Source organism: Cellvibrio sp. BR, assembly GCF_000263355.1.
Lineage (GTDB): Bacteria > Pseudomonadota > Gammaproteobacteria > Pseudomonadales > Cellvibrionaceae > Cellvibrio.
Map to the genome: position 1 here is coordinate 12,767 of NZ_JH668207.1, position 18,942 is coordinate 31,708.

Sequence of the window (18,942 nt, forward strand, 5' to 3'; positions counted from 1 at the left end):
CAGGGGCTGCCGGGTAAAAATCCCGCTTCAGCCGATGCGGGGGCGGGTGAGAATAGGCCAATACAACAGCAGAAACAGGGCAAATGCGAGCGTCCAGCCACTCGCGGCGAGCATCAGGCCAAAGGAGTAATTGATCCACCCCAGCGCGGCCAGAACGCGACTCAAGGCGGCAATACTGATGGCGAGATAAATAATCACCCCAAAGGTGGGCAGGGTTAATGCCCTGCCGGTATGGCCGAGAGCGACGCGGGTCATCACCCCGAGAATCAGGGTGCCCATGGCGCCAACTCCCAGTGCGTGCTGCCAGACGGAGGGCGCTACCAGGTTGAGTGCAGCCATGCCTTTGAGCATTAGGCCCGCAATAATCCAGGCGTAACCCAGGTGCAGAATCCACAGCAGTGGCTCGGCGCGCGTTAACCAGCCAGACCAACTCCAGAGGCGCCAGGCGTTGGCGGCCGCGGCCGCGAGAATCACCAATGCGGCTACTGTCCCTGAACCCAGCCAGACATCAACCGGAATAACCGCTGCGCTGAGTATCAGGGTGATGGCGTCGGTGCGGTTGGAGGATTTCACCGCGCCCTCATTGCCGCCGCGCTGGCGCAGCCAATTGCGGCTGAAGGCGGGAATAATGCGCCCACCAATCACAATCATTATCAGGGTGATAAGCCCAAACGCCAGTTGCTCCCCCTGCACCAGCCATGCGGTTTTGCCGGTCAAAAAGCCCCAGTGCATGGCCAGGTTGCCCATGCCGAGCAGGAGCAATATCGCCACCAATACGAGGTTGCGTTGGTTGCCGTGGCGCAGCAAAAGTTGCAGTAAATAAAGCGCCAGAATGGGCAGGAACAAGCCATCAATCAGCATCGTGGTGCCTGCCGGTAACCAGCTTGCATTCCATAGGCTAAGGCGCCCGGCGAGCCAGAGCCCGACCAGTGCCAGCAACTTGTCACCCTTGAGTGGTGGTGCCCCCGTCCAGTTGCATACGGCGGTGAGGATGAACCCGGCAATCGCGGCGCTGGTGAATCCATAGAGCATTTCGTGGCTGTGCCAGTGTAGCGATGTCCAGCCCAGCGGCAGGGGAATGCCGCCAAACAAGTAGCTCATCCAGGCGATAACAACGGCAATGCCATAGAGCGCGGTAGCGAGGAAAAACACCCGGAAAGGATAGGAAAATGTGGCCGAAACAGAACTATTAGTCAAAGTGGTTATCCGCAGTTATTTAATCAATGATGAAAAGCAGGTTGTTTTCCAGCGCTATGTGCAGGCGCAGTTGCATGGTGAAGTTTTGCAGTTCCGTGATGAAGAGAGTCAGTGCCTGATCGGAATTTTCCTCCAGCAACTCCTGGCAGAGGTTGTCCATCGCCTGCAGCAGGGATGCCTGACTGTCGTGATTGTGATGCAGGATTGCCAGCGAGCAAAAACTGTCGAAATCTACCGGTTTAAGCAGTGCGGGGAAAATACGCTGCTCCTCGTGTTGCATATGCGGGAATAAATCCTCTTGTAGTTGTTGTATGAGTAATTGCAGTTGTTCCAGTTGGCGGGACTGGGCTGAGCCTTGCAACTGCTGCACGCACGCCAGCAGCAAGGGTAATTGCGCAAAATGTGCCTGGTGGAACTCGCGGCAAATATAGTGAATCAACTGCGATTTGGGGCGCTGTTGCCAGTCGTCAAGGTAGCGCTGGTTGGCCAAACTCTGCAGCGTATCTTGCAGGCGCAACCGGTAGCTGCGCGATGGGTTGTGAACGGCGCCGTGCAGTGCAAGATCGCACAAGTGGAAGCCTGCCGTCTCCGGTTGCAGCAAGCCGGCCGGACGCAGCAGTGCCGCCGTAGCCTCTACTTTTTTGGCCCAGTCGGTAAAACTCCAGGAGTACATATTCATAGGCCACCTCTGCGCAAGGTTGGGGTCGGGTGGGCAATCTACTGCAGACTATCGATTTATAAGCAGTTTGCTGAGCAAACCAAGGCGTTGAATACCCAGTCTAGGTAAATGCGCCGGGGTGATATTGATTTGCATCAAGCTGATGCAGCGCAATCGCGAGAAAGTAAAAGGGGCGCAAGTGCGCCCCCTGTTGGCAGATCCTGATGTGAAGTTTAGAAGCGAATCGTGCCTTGAATGGCCACACTCTTCGGACGTTCATAGAAGGCGTAATAACCTGAACCAGTACCGCGGGTCACGGTGGAGGCCACGGGCAAACCATTGGCATAGGGCACAATAGACTCATCCGTCAGGTTCTTGCCTATCAATGCCAGTTCCCAATTGTCCGAGTCGCCACTGAGTGCAATACGGGCATTGATCTTGGTATAGGCGTCCTGCTGGAAGCGCGGGTCAAGTGATGGTGTGGTCAGGTATTCATCGCTGTAAATCAGGTCGAGCGTATTGACCAGTTTCAAGCCATTGCTGAAGTTGATGGTGTAATCCGCACCGATATTGCCTTGGTATTCTGGCGTGAATTCACGGCGCTGTCCTGTCGCATCACAGGCTCCGTCACCGATTGGTGCAATGTTATCTGCCTGACCAAAGTAGCACTGGGAATTGGGGAAGTCAGTGTATTCAAAGTCGATATAAGCCATACCGCCGCGCAGCATCAGGTTATCGATTATCGCCCAGCGTCCGTCAGCTTCAAGGCCTTGCACCACCGCCTGGCCGGCGTTGGTCACGTTGAAACTCAGGCTGCCATCAAACTGGCTGGTTTGCATGTCTTCAAATTCGGAGCGGAACGCGGCAAGGTTTAGCTCTGCTGCGCCATCAGCCAATACAAACTTGGCGCCAACTTCAAAGTTTTCGACCTTTTCCTCATCAAATTCCCAAGTACCTTCAATGGCCGGATAAATGCCATCCAGTTCATTAGGCGCGGCGTTAGCGCGCACATCGAAACCACCCGATTTAAAGCCAGTGGTGTAGCTCGCGTACACCATATCGGAGCCCCAAAAATCATGCTGCAAGGTAATAAGCGGGGTGAAACCGGACTCGTCGCGCTCGCCACTAACGGAGTGAGGGTCGATTTTGAACTGGCTCCAGATAATGTTGTAAGTATCGCTCGGGCTGCCCTGGGGTAACACGGCGCCACTGTTGCTGACGTGATACTGGGTGCGGCTCGCCTCTTTGGTTTCTTCGGTGTAGCGCGCGCCCACTATCACCCGCGACAGATCGGTGAAGTTCCAGGTAGCTTGCGCAAAAATGGCGGCTAAATCTGTGTCTTGTTCAAACGAGCGGTTGGATGAAGCACCGCGCAATAAATTGGCCGCACCTGCACCCAAAATGGGGGTAAATGCAGTGGCGATAAAACTGTCGGTAGGAACCCGTACGGCGTCATTAAATTCCATCGAGCTGCTTTGGAAAAACAAGCCGCCGATGTAGCTGATGGTCTCATCCTCAGGTGAGGTGATGCGAATTTCCTGGCTGATCTGGCTGTAGTCCTCGTTGGATAAAATATTGAAGCCCGAGGCGCCGGTAAAGTCGCAGTCGCAGAGCTCATCGTAGGTGTAAGCGTTGTAGCCAGTAATCGCCGTCAGGGTGTGTTCACCCAATTCGCGTTCAATCGAAAGGGTGACGTTTTCGGTATCGTTGTAACTGAAATCACCGTTGGATTGGCGTTTCCAATCGTGGGTGGTATCCAGCAAATACTGGCCTTGGGTAAAGAATTGCAGAGCATTGGCGTAGGGCGTAGCGACCCCGGTCAGTGGCGAAGGAATTTCAACCGGTTTGACTACTTCGATATTGCGGCCATTGCTGTCAAAGGAGCCGTCCTCCAGCTTTAGCACAATGTCCCACTGATCGCTGGGTTGCCATTGCAGTGTGGCGCGAATAACACGGTTTTCATCGCCGGATTCGTCGCGCCCGAGGGTGGTGTTTTCCATAAAGCCATCGATGCGGCTATCCAATATCGCCAAGCGGCCGCCGACCGTGTCGCTAATTGGGCCGGAGAGCACCAGGCGAATATCCTGCTCGCCATGTTCTGGTTCGTAAAGCGCGGTGAGTTTGGCTTCGTGTACATCGCCCGGTTTGGCGGTGGTGATACTGATGGCACCCGCTGTCGAGTTTTTGCCAAATAGAATACTTTGCGGGCCGCGCAGAATTTCTACTCGTTCCAGGTCAAGAAATGGCGCCCGCGACAGTTGCGAGCGGCCAAAGTGAATACCGTCTACAAATTGCGCGGCGGACTGCTCAAAACCGGGGTTAACCCCGGAGCTAATACCGCGGATGGCGATGTTGGTGCCGATACCGGTTTGTGTCATGTTGAAGCTGGGGATGTAGTCGGCCACCCGTTCAATACTGGTGATCCCGGCATCTTCCAGCTTTTTGCTGGAAAGTGCATTTACCGAAATTGGCACATCGCGCAGGCTCTGCGGACGCTTTTGGGCGGTCACCATCACCTCTTCCAGAGCGAGGTCATTTTCTTGAGCAATGACAGGCAATGCGAGTTGGGTTGCAATGGCCATGGCAAGAAGGTTGTATTGATAAGCTTTCACTAGAAGTTCTCCTGCGCTTTTATTGTGAGATCCGATTCAGGGGGAGATAAGCCGTAATAACCGGTAATTGAATTACGTTAATTAATAGCCTAAGGCGGCCAAAATACCAGTTAAAAGCCTCATTTGGCGATATTTGGTCATAAGCAGGATGATATAGGTGAACTTGTTGGCAAAAGTGAGTGAAAAGGCGACAGAAAAACTGGGTGTTGCACAATCGTCGAACTTGCACTTGTTGCCGCGGGCAGTTAATGTGCCGCCTCGGAGTCGGCCCGACAGTCGCTCCGGTGTTAACTGCATAGCTCTCTTGAGTGCTGTGTGGTGCATCGGGGAGGAAAGTCCGGGCTCCATAGAGCAGAGCGCCAGGTAACGCCTGGGAGGCGTGAGCCTACGGAAAGTGCAACAGAGAGCAGACCGCCTAAGTGCTCGCAAGAGCAACGGTAAGGGTGAAAGGGTGCGGTAAGAGCGCACCGCGCAACTGGCAACAGGCTGCGGCATGGTAAACCCCGCTCGGAGCAAGACCAAATAGGCCCTCAATGATGCGGCTCGTATCGAGGGCGGGTAGGTTGCTTGAGGCTAAGGGTGACCTTAGTCCCAGATGAATGACTGTCCACGACAGAACCCGGCTTATCGGCTGACTCCGACTTATCTTGTGCAATCAAAAATTATTCTTACGGAAGCTTTTACTATGAAACGGAACCTGTTTTTGCTGACCTTGGTGTTATTTTCATTCCATGCCAGCGCTGCTCTTATTGCATATGACGTCAAATACTCTATGTACTCTTCCCCCAATTTGCAGAGCGCGGGGGTTGGAATGCTTGTTGCTAACACTAACCTAGATGCAGTGGTTGCATTTAGCTTGGTCTCTACGAATGGATATGGTTTTGATTTGAAATGGAGAGGGTTGGCGCCCATCGAACATTATGATGACTTTTTGGGAGACGCATTATTAAGAGTTGATTTCTACAATGCCATCAACCATGAAAATGGAGGTATTTGGAATATAAGAAATTATTTTTGGCTCGGTAAAACATCAGGCCCATTGTTTGCTGATCAGTTGAATAAGCATATACCCTACGAGGATTATTCGATGTTTCAAAGCGACAAAATTTCATTTTTTACTAACCTTAGCTTTAGCAACAAGAGAGAGATTTACGAAATCCCGTCAGTCTTTTTTGTATCTGAGTCCGCCTCAGTGGTTCTTGCTTTCATCGGTCTTGTGGCTCTATTTCTCCGCAGAAAAATGACGTTATTTCGTAACTTTACCTCTGGTAATTAACGTCTCTCCCCATAATTACCTACATTGATGCTTTTTTAAGGTCGATATAGACCGAATCCTTCTAAAGATCCCTGCTTATTACCGCGAAATAATCGCAAACTTAATGTTTTACATTAGGTTTGTGCGCTATCGCTTTGTTTTATCTGTTTATGTTGGTTTTTGTAGCGTTGCTTTTATGTCTTTTCCCTTCTTGTTCGCCGATTTTTCCTGATTTTTCCTGTGAAATTACCCATGTTTTCGCGCCAGCTCGCTTGACTTTGACCTGCTCCGATTTATAGTGAGCACCGTGGGGAAAAGTGGGTATTTGTGGTTTTTTGTGGCTTTTTGTGAAAAGCAATCCCGTCAAGTGGTGAAAAGTGGCTACAGGCAGTTATTCCATCAGCATGGACCCCAAGGGTCGCATGGCGATACCAGCGCGCATTCGCGACTCGCTGCTATCGACTGGCGCCGGGAGTTTATGGGTGACTGCGCATATGTATGAGCGCTGCCTGCTGGTTTACTCCGAATCCGAATGGGAACCCGTACTCGCCAAAATTCAGGCCCTGCCTTCGGGTAATGAGCAAGTCCGCAAGATTCAACGTCGCTTTATGGGGCAGGCGGTGAACTTGGAAATGGATGCAAATGGCCGGATTTTGGTTCCCCCCACCCTGCGCGACTTTGCGCATCTGGATAAAAAACTGATGTTGGTCTGCCTGGGCAACAAGTTTGAGCTGTGGAACGAAGACAGCTGGAACGCGCTCATGGATCAATCCATCGATGGCGAAATGCCAGCCGAATTACAAAATCTTTCTTTCTAGGTATCTACGTGTCTGACGCTCAACACATCACCGTGCTCCTGAACGAGGCGGTAGAGGCACTGGTTACCGATACCTCCGGTTTTTACGTGGATGGCACCTTCGGGCGCGGTGGTCACAGTGGTTTGATCCTGCAGCAGCTGGCGCTTGATGGTCGCCTGTTGGGCATTGATAAAGACCTCGCGGCGATTGCCACCGCCAATGCCCGTTTTGGCAGCGACGCGCGTTTTGCCATCGCCCATGGTTCGTTTGCCGAGTTGGCGGCGCTAATCGATGAGCGCGGTATGACCGGCAAGGTGACCGGGGTGTTGTTGGATTTGGGGGTGTCATCGCCCCAGCTGGATGAAGCCGAGCGCGGTTTTAGCTTCATGCAGGACGGCCCGCTCGATATGCGTATGGATCAAACCCGCGGCCAGAGTGCGGCGGAGTGGGTCAACAGCGCCGGTGAAGATGAAATTACCTGGGTGCTGAAAGAGTTTGGTGAGGAGCGGTTCGCCAAGCGCATGGCACGCGCGATTATCGTCGAGCGCCAAAAGCAGCCGTTTACGCGCACCAAACATTTGGCGGAAGTGATTAAAGAAGCCAATCCGGCGTGGGAAAAGGGTAAGCACCCTGCCACGCGCGCGTTTCAGGCGATTCGCATTCAGGTCAACAACGAGCTGGGCGATCTGGAATCGGTATTGGATCAGGCCCTGACAGTACTGGCTCCCGGCGGGCGTTTGGTGGTGATCAGTTTTCACTCGTTGGAAGATCGTGTGGTGAAGCGCTTTATTCGCCGCCAAGAGTTGGGTGACCCGGTTCCCAAAGGGTTGCCGATTCGCGATGACCAGTTAAATAAACGCATGCGCTCGCTCGGCAAGGCAATCAAGGCGAGCGATGCAGAGGTAAACGCCAATGTTCGGTCGCGCAGTGCGGTGATGCGTGTAGCCGAGAAATTGTAAATCCCGATTGTTCGTCGATTGAATCAAAACAAAAGCAGCTATCAGTCAGTTACACAGAACCTTCACCACAATAATTGCCAGGGATTCCATGAACAGAAACCTCCAATCACAAAAACCACCTGCGACCGGCGTTTTGCTGGTGGTGGCGGTATTGTGGCTGGCAACGGTGGTTTCTGCGCTCGGTGTAGTGGCGACGACACAACTGGTGCGCCGCGATGTAAACAGCTTGGAAACCCTGCGGCGTGAGGCTGCACAGTTGCAGGTACAGTGGGGTCAGTATTTGCTGGAGCAGAGCACCTGGGCGGCCTATGGTCGCGTTGAGAATGCCGCAATCTCCGAGCTGAATATGATGGCTCCCACACCGGAAGAGATTGTAATGATCTCTGGTGATCGCATTATCGATGGTCGCGGTCAGGTGCAGGCACCTGCGGCAGGTGGACAATGAGCCGCTCTTCGGCATTTGAGCCGCGCCGTGCGCGTCCGCTCGCCAAACCTGATCACAAGCCGCTCAAGGTGGCACGCTGGCGTTTCTACAGCGTCGGATTGGTATTGGCGATTCTGGTGGCGGTATTGATAGTGCATGTTGCCAGCTTGCAAGTGCTGCCCAACGCCGATAAAGGTTATGAATTCCTGCAGGATCAAGGCGAGTCGCGCACCCTGCGCACGGAAATTATTCCGGCCTACCGTGGTGTAATCACTGATCGCAACGGCTCGCCACTGGCGGTGAGTACTCCCGTCTCCACGCTGTGGGCCAACCCCAAAGTTTTATCCCAGGCGCCTCATCGCATTGCCGACTTGGCGCAGGCACTCAAAGCTAACAAGGCGGAATTGGAGTCGCGTCTGGCGCGTTACGCCAATAAAGAATTTATGTATCTGCAGCGTCAAATGTCACCCGAAGCCGCGCAAGCGGTTTTGTCGTTGGATGTGCCCGGGGTTTACGAGCAAATTGAGTATCACCGTTATTACCCCGCTGCTGATGTGGCTGCTCATTTGGTGGGCATGACCGATGTGGATGATCGCGGTCAGGAAGGTATGGAGCTCGCTTACGACGCTTGGCTCACGGGTGAAAATGGCGCCAAAGAAGTATTGAAAGATTTGCGCGGGCGCACGGTAAAAGAATTGCGCTTGGTGAAAGCGGCGCGCCCCGGTCAAAACCTGACGCTCAGTATTGATTTACGCCTGCAATATCTTGCGCATCGCGAATTAAAAAAAGCGGTTGAGGCCAGCAGTGCAGTTGCCGGCTCAATTGTCATTCTCGATGTGCTCACCGGTGAAGTGCTCGCGATTTCTAATTTGCCCAGCTTTAACCCCAATGATCGCAGCCGCGCCCGTGGCGACGGCTTGCGCAATCGCGCCATTACCGATTTGTACGAGCCAGGTTCAACCGTAAAACCCTGGGTGGTACTCGCGGCGCTCGATAGTGGCAAATTCAAACCGGAAGATATTATCGATACCAACCCCGGTTACTTTATGGTGGGCAGCAAGCCCATTAAAGATCACCGCAATTACGGCGCGATGGATTTGGCTATGGCGATTGCCAAATCCAGCAACATCGCCATGACCAAAATTTCCTTTGCATTGGATACCAATACCGTGCGCGATATGTTTGCGCGTTTGGGGGCATCGCAACCTGTGGGTACCGGTTTCCCCGGTGAAGGTACAGGCAATGTGCCCGTGCTTAAACCGCTGCAGCGAATTGAGCGCGCCAACATTTCTTACGGCTACGCCATGACCATGACGCCGCTGCAAGTAGTACAGGCTTATGGAGTAATTGCTTCCGGCGGTGTGAAGCGACCGGTATCGTTACTGCGTGTGGATAATGCGCCGCAAGGCGAACGAGTGATCGATAAAAAATATACCGATCAGGTTACACAAATGCTCAAGCGCGTGGTGACGGCTGAGGGCACAGGCTCACGCGCAAAAGCAATTTCCTATTCGGTCGCCGGAAAAACCGGAACTGCATACAAGGCAATTAATGGTCGCTACTCGGACAAACAAATTGCTTCGTTTATTGGTATGGCACCGGCTGATAATCCGCGCATTGTTGCCATGGTGATCGTCGATGAACCGCAAGGCTCAGGTATTTACACCAACGGTGGCTGGGTTGCTGCACCTGCGTTTTCAAAAGTGGCGGAAGATGCGCTGCGTATGTTGCAAGTGCCGCCCGATAATATTTATCAGCATGACAACAAAGAGATAGTTGATAAAGCCGCTAGTAAAACTGTACCGGCGAAAACGGTGGAAAGTGAAAAACCCGCGGTAAAAGCTGCGCCTATGAATGAGAGGTCAGCCACATGATGACCTCTCATTATTCCCGCCGCCCAGTAGCGCTGTGCGATTTATTACCGAATCTTGCGCTGGAAAAAGCCGCAACGATTACTGTGGGTAATTTGTGCCTGGATACTCGCCAATTAAAAACTGGCGATGCGTTTATTGCATTGGTTGGTAATAAAGTGGATGGCCGCGATTTTATTGCCAAAGCGATTGAGTTGGGTGCCAGTGTAATTTTGGTAGAGGCTGATAAAAATTGGCAGGGCATTGATTGGTTGGGCAGCGTTCCGGTTATCGCCGTAGAACAGCTCGCGTCGCAAGTCAGTGCTATTGCGGCGCGCTTTTTTGATGAGCCCAGTAAAAAAGTTCAGTTGTTGGGTATCACCGGCACTAACGGCAAAACCACCTGCAGTTTATTAGCGGCGCAATTGTTGGCGAGATTGCAGCGCAAGTCGGCAGTAGTTGGCACGCTGGGGTATGGCGTGCTTGATGCAACGGCCTTGGCGCCCATGGCGCAGCAAGTCAGCGCATTACATTCAACCGGATTAACTACGCCGGATCCAATCGCCTTGCAGCGTATTTTGGCCGAATTGGTACATGACGGCGCTACCGCTATTGCGATAGAAGTGTCATCGCACAGCTTGCAACAAAAGCGTGTTGCCAGCGTGAGTATTCACACGGCTATTTTTACCAATCTCACGCAAGATCATTTGGATTATCACGGCGATTTAACCAGCTACGGCAATGCCAAAGCGCAATTATTGAATGCCCAAGGTTTGCAAACTGCAGTTGTTAATCTTGATGACGCATGGGCAAAAAGTTTGGTTAACAAAGTGCCGGCCGGCGTCACTGCGCTTACCTATTCAACCCAAACCGTTGCTGATATTTACGCTCAAAATATTGAGCTGCACGCCTTTGGTGTCAGCGCAAATATAGTTACCCCGTGGGGCACTGCAAAAATCAACTCGCCGCTTTTAGGCGAATTTAATCTCAGTAATTTACTGGCAGTCATTGGCGCGGTTGCCCTGCAAGGGTTTCCTCTCGATGCAATTGTTGCGCACATACCGGAATTATTGCCAGCCCCGGGCCGCATGCAGCAAGTGGTGGTTGATCAACAGGCTCAGCAAGTTCAAGTAATTGTGGATTACGCCCACACCCCCGATGCACTGGAAAATACTTTGAATGCAATTCAGCAGCACAAGGCGGGCAACATCTGGACAGTGTTTGGCTGCGGTGGTGATCGCGATAAAACCAAGCGCCCGCAAATGGGCACCATTGCCGAGCGGTTAAGTGATTATGTGATTGTCACTAATGATAACCCTCGCTCGGAAGATCCTTCTGCTATTGCCGGTGAAATTCTGCGCGGTATGAATCGGCCTAGCGGTTGCTTGGTTATTGCCGATCGTGCACAGGCAATTGATTTTGCCGTGCAGCAGGCCAGGGCGGGCGACATAGTGTTAATCGCAGGCAAGGGGCATGAGGATTATCAAATCTTCGCCAAGCAAACCCTGCCTTTTAGCGATACCAAACAGGCGCGTATTGCATTGCAAAAACGCATTGCCAAATTTGAAAATGACGAAACGTCACAAGGGGCTACACCATGATCAAGCCTCTAACTTTAAAATGGGTTGAGGAATTTATTGCAGCGCGTAAACCTTTGCGTGCTGTCACTGCAAAATGCCATCAGGGCGATGCAGAATTTACTGCGGTCAGTATTGATTCGCGCACCTTGAATGCAGGTGAATTGTTTGTCGCATTGCGCGGTGAGCGTTTTGATGCACACGATTTTATTGCCGACGCTGTTGCCAAAAAACCTTGTGCACTTGTGGTAGAACGTTTTTTCCCCGAGATTAAATTGCCGCAACTCGTAGTGAGTGATTCACTGTTGGCGCTCGGGCAAATTGCTGCACTCAACCGCAGCTTATTTGCTCGTCCAGTTATTGCCATTACCGGCAGCAGCGGAAAAACCACAGTAAAAACCCTGCTCGCCGGCATTCTCGCTGAGTGTGGGCCAGCCCATGCCACCAAGGGGAATTTTAATAACCACATTGGTGTGCCATTAACATTGCTGCAGCTCGAAGCGCATCATGAGTTTGCTGTAATTGAAATGGGTGCGAGCGGCCCTGGCGAAATTGAATACCTATGCTCACTTGCTGTGCCACAAATCACCATGGTCAACAATGTGATGGCCGCGCACATTCAAGGGTTTGGTTCACTGCAAGGTGTTGCGCGCGCCAAAGGTGAAATTTACGCCGCACTTCCAGCGACCGGTGTCGCCGTAGTGAATATGGATGATCGCTTCGCACCTGACTGGTTGGCCGCCTTAACTAATCGTCGCGTGCTTCGTGTGTCATTTAAAGATACCGGTGCCGATTGTTTTGCGCAGGATATTCAAACCAGCGCCAATAGTTTGGAATTTGCCATCAACCTGAATGGCCAAGCCATGCAAGTGAGCCTCAATGCGCAGGGCGAACACAATGTTCGCAATGCCTTAATGGCCGCTGCTTGTGCCTCTGCCGTGGGTGCAGATTTGCAAAAAATTAAACAAGGGCTTGCTAACTTTGCGCCAGTTGCTGGCCGCATGAGTCGTCATATCGGTATTAATGATGTGGCAATTATTGATGATAGCTACAACGCTAACCCTGGTTCAGTGCGCGCGGCTATCGATGTGCTTGCACAAAAAAAGAATAGCATTTTGGTATTAGGCGATTTGGGTGAGCTGGGGCCAGAAGCGCCGCAGTTACACACAGAGCTGGGTGAATATGCGCGCGCCAAAAAACTGAGCCATTTATTTACGGTTGGCAAACTCAGTGAAAATGCGAGCCAGGCATTTGGAGCTGGGGCGGAACACTTTGCGGACAAAACCGCTTTGGTTGCGCACTTAAAAGCTATCGCCAATAAAAAAACCACCATTCTTATTAAAGGTTCCCGCAGCGCAGCAATGGATACCGTTGTGCGTGAACTCTGTGTTTCGGCAGGAGAAAATCACTAATGCTTTACTGGCTAGCAGAATACTTACAAGAATACCTGCGCAGTTTTGCAGTGTTTCAATATTTAACGGTGCGCGCCATTTTAGGCGTGCTCACCGCATTAGGTATTTCGTTGTTACTTGGGCCTTGGTTCATTCGTCGCTTAACAGAATTGCGTATTGGTCAATCTATTCGTAACGACGGCCCTCAATCGCACTTGAGTAAATCCGGCACACCCACCATGGGTGGCGCATTGATTTTGTCGGCAATTTTTATCAGCACCTTGCTCTGGGCCAATTTGTCTAATCGCTATGTGTGGGTCGTGCTGATTGTCACCGCAATTTTTGGTGCAGTAGGCTGGGTGGATGATTACCGCAAAGTAGCCAAGCGCGATTCCCGTGGATTACCTGCGCGTTGGAAATATTTTTGGCAGTCAGTGGCTGGCTTTGGCGCGGCGGTATTTCTGTATTACACCGCACAAACTCCTGCAGAGACTCAATTGTTTATTCCCTTCTTTAAAAATGTCGCGCTCGATCTGGGCATTTTTTACATAGTGTTTACCTATTTTGTGATTGTAGGAACCAGTAATGCGGTAAACCTGACCGACGGGTTGGATGGCTTGGCAATTATGCCGAGTGTAATGGTGGCGGGAGCATTAGCGGTCATTGCTTATTTGGCAGGGCATTCACAATTTTCCCAATATTTAAACATTGCTTATATCCCCGGTGCTGGTGAATTGGTTGTGTTTTGTTGTGCGCTGGTGGGGGCTGGCCTTGGTTTCCTCTGGTTCAACACTTATCCCGCACAAGTATTTATGGGTGATGTGGGCGCTTTGGCATTAGGTGCGGCGCTTGGTTTAATCGCCGTTATAGTTCGTCACGAAATTGTACTGTTTATTATGGGCGGTATTTTTGTACTCGAAACTGTCTCGGTTATTTTGCAAGTGGCTTCATTTAAATTAACCGGTCGGCGCATTTTCCGCATGGCGCCAATTCATCATCATTTTGAATTAAAAGGTTGGCCTGAGCCGCGCGTGATTGTGCGTTTTTGGATTATCACCCTGGTATTGGTATTGATTGGTTTGGCGACGTTAAAAATTCGTTAATGATTGTTTTATATAAAGTTGGAGTGTGTGTCTGTGTCTCAAATGATTGCCACCAGTAAAGTAAAAGCGATTATCGGTACCGGTATTACCGGGCTATCGGTTGCGCGCTTTTTGGCGGCACAACAACAGGCGTTCGTTCTGCTCGATACACGTTTATCGCCACCCAATTTGCAGCAAATCAAAACGGAATTTCCCCATGTCAGTATTGAGTGTGGTGAATTGAATCCACACACCTTATTGGCTTGCGACGAAATAATTATCAGTCCCGGAGTCGCGATTGCAACGCCGGCAATTGAGCAAGCGAGAGCAGCTGGTATTCCGGTTGTTGGCGACATCGAAATTTTTGTGCGTTACGCCAAGGCGCCGATTGTGGCAATTACCGGCTCAAATGCAAAAAGCACGGTTACCACTCTGGTTGGCGAAATGGCCAAGGCGGCTGGAATTAATGTTGCTGTGGGTGGCAATCTCGGTACTCCCGCGTTGGAATTATTAAACGATAGTGTCGAGTTGTATGTGATGGAATTGTCCAGTTTCCAATTGGAAACTGTGACCAAGCTTAACGCCAAAGTCGCAACTATTTTGAATATCAGTGCTGATCATCTCGATCGTTACGAGAATATGCGCGCTTATATTCTCGCCAAGTTGCGGGTTTATTTTGGTGCGGAACATATTGTTGTTAACCGTAATGACGTGCTGACTCATCCCCCATTGGCTGCAGGCGTCAAACCTATTTACTTTGGTGGCCGTGCCGATTTTGGCAGCTTTGGGTTATTGACTCGCGATGGCATTGAATATTTGGCTAAAAATCTCACGCCATTAATGGCCGCGAGTGAATTAAAAGTTCGTGGTCGCCACAACATAGACAATGCCCTTGCTGCGCTCGCGTTGGGTGACGCCGCCGGTATTCCGCTCGATGCCATGCTTGGCACGTTAAAAACCTTTTCCGGTTTGCGTCATCGCTGCGAATTTGTCGCTGAAAAAAATGCGGTGGAGTTTTATAACGACTCTAAAGGTACCAACATCGGCGCAACCCTCGCGGCGATTTCGGGTTTGGCGCGTGACCCCCAGCAATTAATTGTGATTTTAGGTGGTGAAGGCAAGGGGCAAGACTTTACAGAATTAACCCCTGCCTTGCGTGCCATTAATAGCTGCCTGGTGCTCATCGGCCGCGACGCCACTGTTATTGAACAGGCTGTAGCCGATGCGGCACCAATAATTCATGCAGGTTCAATGCAGGATGCAGTTAACAAAGCCTTTGCATTAGCGCAGCCGGGCGATGCGGTGTTGCTGTCGCCTGCCTGCGCTAGCTTTGACATGTTCAAAAATTACGAAGATCGCGGCGAGAAGTTTTGTCAGGCTGTGCAGGAGTTGTGCTCATCATGATGGCCTCTGCTACTTTAACGAAATCAATGCCTTTAAGTCAGCGTATCGATTGGCCATTGCTGTGCCTTTGGTTTGCACTTATGTCTATTGGTTTGATTATGGTGGCCTCTGCTTCTGTTTCATTTGCGGCATTAACTTATAACGATGCCTGGTTTTTTGCGAAGCGACACGCGATCTACATGGTGATGGGGGTTTGCTTGGCCGCCTTTGTTGTCTGTGTTCCGATGAGCGTGTGGCAAAAATATTCGGGTCATTTTTTGCTGCTCACTATTTTTCTGTTGGTAATAGTACTTATTCCCGGCATTGGCAAAAAAGTAAACGGAAGTCAGCGCTGGTTCAGTCTGGGTGTTATATCCATTCAGGTATCAGAAATCGCCAAATTTTGTGCGGTAGTTTTTTTCGCCAGTTTTTTTGCGCGTCGCTATCAAGAATTACATTTCGGTTGGCAGGGGTTCCTTAAACCTTTAATGGTTGTTGGCGTATTTGTTGGTTTGCTCTTGCTTGAGCCTGACTTTGGTAGCTCGGTGGTATTAAGTGCAACTGTATTTGCGATGATGTTTATTGCGGGTGTGCGCATGCTGCACTTTTTATTGTTAATTGTGATTGGTGTCGGCGGGCTGGCAGCGGTTGCCGTCTTGTCGCCCTACCGTATGCAGCGGTTGATTACCTTTCTCGATCCATGGGCGGATCAATTTAATACTGGTTATCAGTTAACTCAATCGCTAATCGGTTTTGGGCGCGGAGAATGGTTCGGCTTGGGCCTGGGTAATAGTTTGCAAAAATTATTCTTTTTGCCGGAAGCCCACACTGATTTTATTTTCGCCATTATTGCAGAAGAGTTTGGTTTGATTGGTGCAGTGTTATTACTCGGTTTATTTGCTGCCTTGATCCTGCGAATTTTTAATGTTGCCAAACAAAACCTTGCTGCCGGAAAAATGTTTGCCGCCTTGGCGACATTTGGCATCGCGATTTTGTTTTCATTCCAGGTATTCATCAACATGGGGGTCTCCTCCGGATTATTACCCACAAAAGGTTTAACTCTGCCTTTTATCAGCTATGGCGGTAGTAGCCTGTTAATTTGCTGCGTGCTTATGGCATTTGTGATGCGCGTGCAGTGGGAGTTGGCTGGTTATGTTCCTGAAGTGCCGGAGCCGGCAAAAGTGCCGCGCACTCGCCTGATGGAGGCCAGTGTATGACACAGAAAACGCTACAGGTTTTGGTAATGGCAGGTGGCACTGGCGGGCATGTATTTCCGGCGCTGGCAGTTGCAGATGAGTTGCGTGCACGTGGTGCGCTGATTAATTGGCTGGGTACAGCGCGCGGTATAGAAACGCGTTTGGTTCCTGCTGCCAATATTCCTCTGCACTTTATTAGTGTTGAAGGTGTGCGTGGCCGTGGAGTGGCAGGTTTACTGAAAGCGCCTTTTTTAATTATTTATGCTGTGTTGCAGTCGTTGCAAATTATGCGACGCATCAAACCGGATGTAGTTATTGGTTTTGGTGGCTTTGCATCTGGCCCCGGTGGTTTGGCGGCAGTGCTCAGCGGTATTCCTTTAGTAATCCATGAACAAAATGCGGTCGCGGGTACCACTAACCGTTTATTGGCAAAAATTGCGCGGCGCATATTGGCCGCATTTCCGGATGCATTTATCGGGCGTAGCGAACCGGATGTTCAGGTAGTGGGTAATCCCGTTCGTCAACAAATTCAACAACTGGCATCGCCATCAGTTCGTTACCAGGCGCGTATTGATCAGCAATTACCGCTGCGACTTTTAGTGGTCGGTGGCAGTTTGGGCGCTAAAGCGATTAATGAATTGGTACCGGAAGCGGTCTCGCATCTACCACTCAATGTGCGCCCACAAATTTGGCATCAAACGGGAAAAATTCACGCTGAGGCAACTACTGCCCTGTATATGAAACATCAGGTTAATGCCAAGGTGGATGCCTTTATTGATGATATGGCAGCAGCCTATGCGTGGGCGGATTTGGTGATCTGTCGCGCCGGCGCGCTTACTGTTTCAGAATTAATGATGACAGGTGTGGCCTCGATTCTGATTCCATTGCCTTCAGCAATTGATGATCACCAGACATTTAATGCCAAAAATTTAACTGACGTGGGTGCAGGTATTGCACTGGTGCAGAAAGATTTAACCGCAGCAAAACTCGCTGCATTACTGTTAACCGAATTAGCTGACCGCAATCACTTAAAGTCGATGGCGGAAAAAGCGCAGCAATTGGCTAAGCCCAATTCCGCATGCGATGTTGCTAATGTTTGTGAGGAGGTCGCCCGTGGATAATTCTGCGCAGAAGTCCATAGGTCAATTTTGTGTACCGGAAATGCGCCGTATTCGTCGTATTCATTTTGTCGGAATTGGTGGCGCCGGTATGAGTGGCATTGCCGAGGTGTTGCTCAATCAAGGATATGAAATTTCCGGTTCGGATATCAAAGCATCAAATGTTACTGAACGGTTAGCGTCCAAGGGCGCCACTATTTATATCGGTCATGCTGCGCAAAATGTTCAGGGCGCTGATGTAGTGGTGAATTCCAGTGCGGTGAATGCCCAAAACCCGGAGATTCAAGGCGCGCGTGAACTGCGTATCCCGATTGTACGCCGTGCGGAAATGTTGGCTGAATTAATGCGTTATCGCCACGGTATTGCCGTCGCGGGTACCCACGGAAAAACTACCACCACCAGTTTGTTGGCGTCGGTGCTGGCGGCAGCAAAATTGGATCCGACGTTTATTATTGGCGGTTTGGTGAATAGCACCGGTACCAATGCGCAGCTGGGAGCCAGTCGGTATTTGGTTGCCGAAGCGGACGAGAGCGACGCATCATTTTTACACCTGCAACCAATGGTGGCGATTGTTACCAATATCGATGCCGATCATATGGAAACCTATGGCGGTGACTTTTCCAAGTTGAAAAAAACCTTTATCGAGTTTTTGCACAACTTGCCTTTTTATGGACTTGCAGTGCTGTGCGGTGATGATCCGGTTGTGCGCGACATTATTCCTGAAGTGGCGCGCCCGATTCTCACTTACGGCTTTGATGAAAATAGTGACTTCCGTGCAATCAATATTCGTCAGGACAAAATGCATTCCGAGTTTGATGTTGTTCGTCCCGGTCATGAAAAAGCATTGCATATTCGCATCAATATTCCTGGTATCCACAATGTCTTGAATGCAACTGCAGTAATTGCTGTCGCTACCGATGAGGGCATTAGCGATGAGGCTATTCAATTTGGTTTGGAAAACTTCCAAGGTGTTGGTCGACGCTTCCAGGTTTATGGCAATTTCCCTGTAGGTGAAGGCGATGCCATGTTGGTGGATGACTATGGTCATCACCCACGCGAAGTGGCTGCCGTGATTAGGGCGGTACGTGATGGCTGGCCGGATCGCCGTTTAGTAATGATTTATCAGCCGCACCGCTACACGCGCACGCGCGATCTCTATGAAGATTTTGTGGAAGTGCTGTCCACGGTTGATGCATTAATTATGTTGGAAGTGTACAGCGCAGGTGAGGACGCAATTCCTGGCGCTGATAGTCGCCACCTGTGTCGTAGTGTACGTGCACGCGGTGTAATTGAACCCATTTTTGTTGAAACAGTGGATGGTGTTCCTGCAATCGTAAAAGACATAGTGCGCGCTGGCGATATAGTAATTACTCAAGGTGCGGGTAATGTGGGTGTGCTTTCCCCTGAATTAGCAAAACGACAATTGCGTTAGAGGTTATAGAG

Annotated in this window: 15 protein-coding genes and 1 other RNA gene; 13 read left to right on the forward strand and 3 right to left on the reverse strand. The window is 50.8% G+C overall.

Annotated elements, in window-relative coordinates; genetic code table 11:
- Positions 1–27: 27 nt before the first annotated feature.
- The 3 genes from O59_RS19135 to O59_RS19145 form a co-directional block, all read right to left on the reverse strand.
- The gene (locus tag O59_RS19135) at positions 28–1,197 is read right to left on the reverse strand and encodes an NnrS family protein (protein WP_040393589.1); all 1,170 of its coding nucleotides are present in this window, start codon (positions 1,195–1,197) and stop codon (positions 28–30) included.
- 19 nt (positions 1,198–1,216) lie between these two features.
- Complete coding sequence (locus O59_RS19140) at positions 1,217–1,876, reverse strand: hemerythrin domain-containing protein (RefSeq protein WP_007645695.1); 660 nt, start codon at positions 1,874–1,876, stop codon at positions 1,217–1,219.
- Between the two features lie 212 nt (positions 1,877–2,088).
- Positions 2,089–4,467, reverse strand: a complete 2,379-nt coding sequence (locus O59_RS19145) for a TonB-dependent receptor (RefSeq protein ID WP_007645697.1) — start codon at positions 4,465–4,467, stop codon at positions 2,089–2,091.
- A 260-nt stretch (positions 4,468–4,727) separates the two neighbouring features.
- On the opposite strand from O59_RS19145, the gene rnpB reads away from it, so the two are divergent.
- The 13 genes from rnpB (at position 4,728) to murC (ending at position 18,931) form a co-directional block, all read left to right on the forward strand.
- Positions 4,728–5,110, forward strand: an RNA gene (gene rnpB, locus O59_RS21200) — RNase P RNA component class A.
- 42 nt (positions 5,111–5,152) lie between these two features.
- Positions 5,153–5,743 (forward strand): hypothetical protein, encoded by a 591-nt coding sequence (locus tag O59_RS21745; protein ID WP_040393594.1) that lies wholly within the window; start codon positions 5,153–5,155, stop codon positions 5,741–5,743.
- A gap of 356 nt (positions 5,744–6,099) precedes the next feature.
- On the forward strand, positions 6,100–6,540 hold the full coding sequence (gene mraZ / locus O59_RS19160; RefSeq protein ID WP_007645701.1) for a division/cell wall cluster transcriptional repressor MraZ: 441 nt from the start codon (positions 6,100–6,102) through the stop codon (positions 6,538–6,540).
- An 8-nt stretch (positions 6,541–6,548) separates the two neighbouring features.
- Positions 6,549–7,478, forward strand: a complete 930-nt coding sequence (gene rsmH / locus O59_RS19165) for a 16S rRNA (cytosine(1402)-N(4))-methyltransferase RsmH (protein WP_007645706.1) — start codon at positions 6,549–6,551, stop codon at positions 7,476–7,478.
- Between the two features lie 88 nt (positions 7,479–7,566).
- Positions 7,567–7,923 carry a cell division protein FtsL gene (ftsL, locus tag O59_RS19170; RefSeq protein WP_007645708.1) on the forward strand — a complete coding sequence of 119 codons (357 nt, stop codon included), beginning with the start codon at positions 7,567–7,569 and terminating at the stop codon, positions 7,921–7,923.
- The gene (locus O59_RS19175) at positions 7,920–9,776 is read left to right on the forward strand and encodes a penicillin-binding protein 2 (protein ID WP_007645709.1); all 1,857 of its coding nucleotides are present in this window, start codon (positions 7,920–7,922) and stop codon (positions 9,774–9,776) included. The genes ftsL and O59_RS19175 overlap by 4 nt, the downstream gene beginning before the upstream one ends.
- Positions 9,773–11,353 (forward strand): UDP-N-acetylmuramoyl-L-alanyl-D-glutamate--2,6-diaminopimelate ligase, encoded by a 1,581-nt coding sequence (locus O59_RS19180; RefSeq protein WP_007645710.1) that lies wholly within the window; start codon positions 9,773–9,775, stop codon positions 11,351–11,353. Before O59_RS19175 ends, O59_RS19180 begins: the two co-directional genes overlap by 4 nt.
- Complete coding sequence (gene murF / locus O59_RS19185) at positions 11,350–12,741, forward strand: UDP-N-acetylmuramoyl-tripeptide--D-alanyl-D-alanine ligase (protein ID WP_007645711.1); 1,392 nt, start codon at positions 11,350–11,352, stop codon at positions 12,739–12,741. The genes O59_RS19180 and murF overlap by 4 nt, the downstream gene beginning before the upstream one ends.
- Complete coding sequence (gene mraY / locus O59_RS19190; RefSeq protein WP_007645712.1) at positions 12,741–13,823, forward strand: phospho-N-acetylmuramoyl-pentapeptide-transferase; 1,083 nt, start codon at positions 12,741–12,743, stop codon at positions 13,821–13,823. Before murF ends, mraY begins: the two co-directional genes overlap by 1 nt.
- A 42-nt stretch (positions 13,824–13,865) precedes the next feature.
- On the forward strand, positions 13,866–15,206 hold the full coding sequence (murD, locus tag O59_RS19195) for a UDP-N-acetylmuramoyl-L-alanine--D-glutamate ligase (protein WP_007645714.1): 1,341 nt from the start codon (positions 13,866–13,868) through the stop codon (positions 15,204–15,206).
- Positions 15,206–16,402, forward strand: coding sequence for a putative lipid II flippase FtsW (ftsW, locus tag O59_RS19200; RefSeq protein WP_157152665.1), 1,197 nt, complete (start codon positions 15,206–15,208; stop codon positions 16,400–16,402). Before murD ends, ftsW begins: the two co-directional genes overlap by 1 nt.
- Positions 16,399–17,502, forward strand: a complete 1,104-nt coding sequence (gene murG / locus O59_RS19205; protein WP_007645723.1) for an undecaprenyldiphospho-muramoylpentapeptide beta-N-acetylglucosaminyltransferase — start codon at positions 16,399–16,401, stop codon at positions 17,500–17,502. Before ftsW ends, murG begins: the two co-directional genes overlap by 4 nt.
- A 40-nt stretch (positions 17,503–17,542) precedes the next feature.
- The gene (gene murC / locus O59_RS19210; protein WP_007645725.1) at positions 17,543–18,931 is read left to right on the forward strand and encodes a UDP-N-acetylmuramate--L-alanine ligase; all 1,389 of its coding nucleotides are present in this window, start codon (positions 17,543–17,545) and stop codon (positions 18,929–18,931) included.
- The last annotated feature ends 11 nt before the right edge of the window (positions 18,932–18,942 follow it).

What these genes read in the sequence shown, in the direction of transcription:
- murC (WP_007645725.1), top strand. Translation starts at nt 17,543, where the DNA reads ATGCGCCGTATTCGTCGTATTCATTTTGTCGGAATTGGTGGCGCCGGT.
- murG (WP_007645723.1), top strand. Translation starts at nt 16,399, where the DNA reads ATGACACAGAAAACGCTACAGGTTTTGGTAATGGCAGGTGGCACTGGC.
- O59_RS19180 (WP_007645710.1), top strand. Translation starts at nt 9,773, where the DNA reads ATGATGACCTCTCATTATTCCCGCCGCCCAGTAGCGCTGTGCGATTTA.
- ftsW (WP_157152665.1), top strand. Translation starts at nt 15,206, where the DNA reads ATGGCCTCTGCTACTTTAACGAAATCAATGCCTTTAAGTCAGCGTATC.
- murD (WP_007645714.1), top strand. Translation starts at nt 13,866, where the DNA reads ATGATTGCCACCAGTAAAGTAAAAGCGATTATCGGTACCGGTATTACC.
- O59_RS19140 (WP_007645695.1), bottom strand. Translation starts at nt 1,876, where the DNA reads ATGAATATGTACTCCTGGAGTTTTACCGACTGGGCCAAAAAAGTAGAG.
- O59_RS19175 (WP_007645709.1), top strand. Translation starts at nt 7,920, where the DNA reads ATGAGCCGCTCTTCGGCATTTGAGCCGCGCCGTGCGCGTCCGCTCGCC.
- O59_RS21745 (WP_040393594.1), top strand. Translation starts at nt 5,153, where the DNA reads ATGAAACGGAACCTGTTTTTGCTGACCTTGGTGTTATTTTCATTCCAT.
- murF (WP_007645711.1), top strand. Translation starts at nt 11,350, where the DNA reads ATGATCAAGCCTCTAACTTTAAAATGGGTTGAGGAATTTATTGCAGCG.
- mraY (WP_007645712.1), top strand. Translation starts at nt 12,741, where the DNA reads ATGCTTTACTGGCTAGCAGAATACTTACAAGAATACCTGCGCAGTTTT.
- ftsL (WP_007645708.1), top strand. Translation starts at nt 7,567, where the DNA reads ATGAACAGAAACCTCCAATCACAAAAACCACCTGCGACCGGCGTTTTG.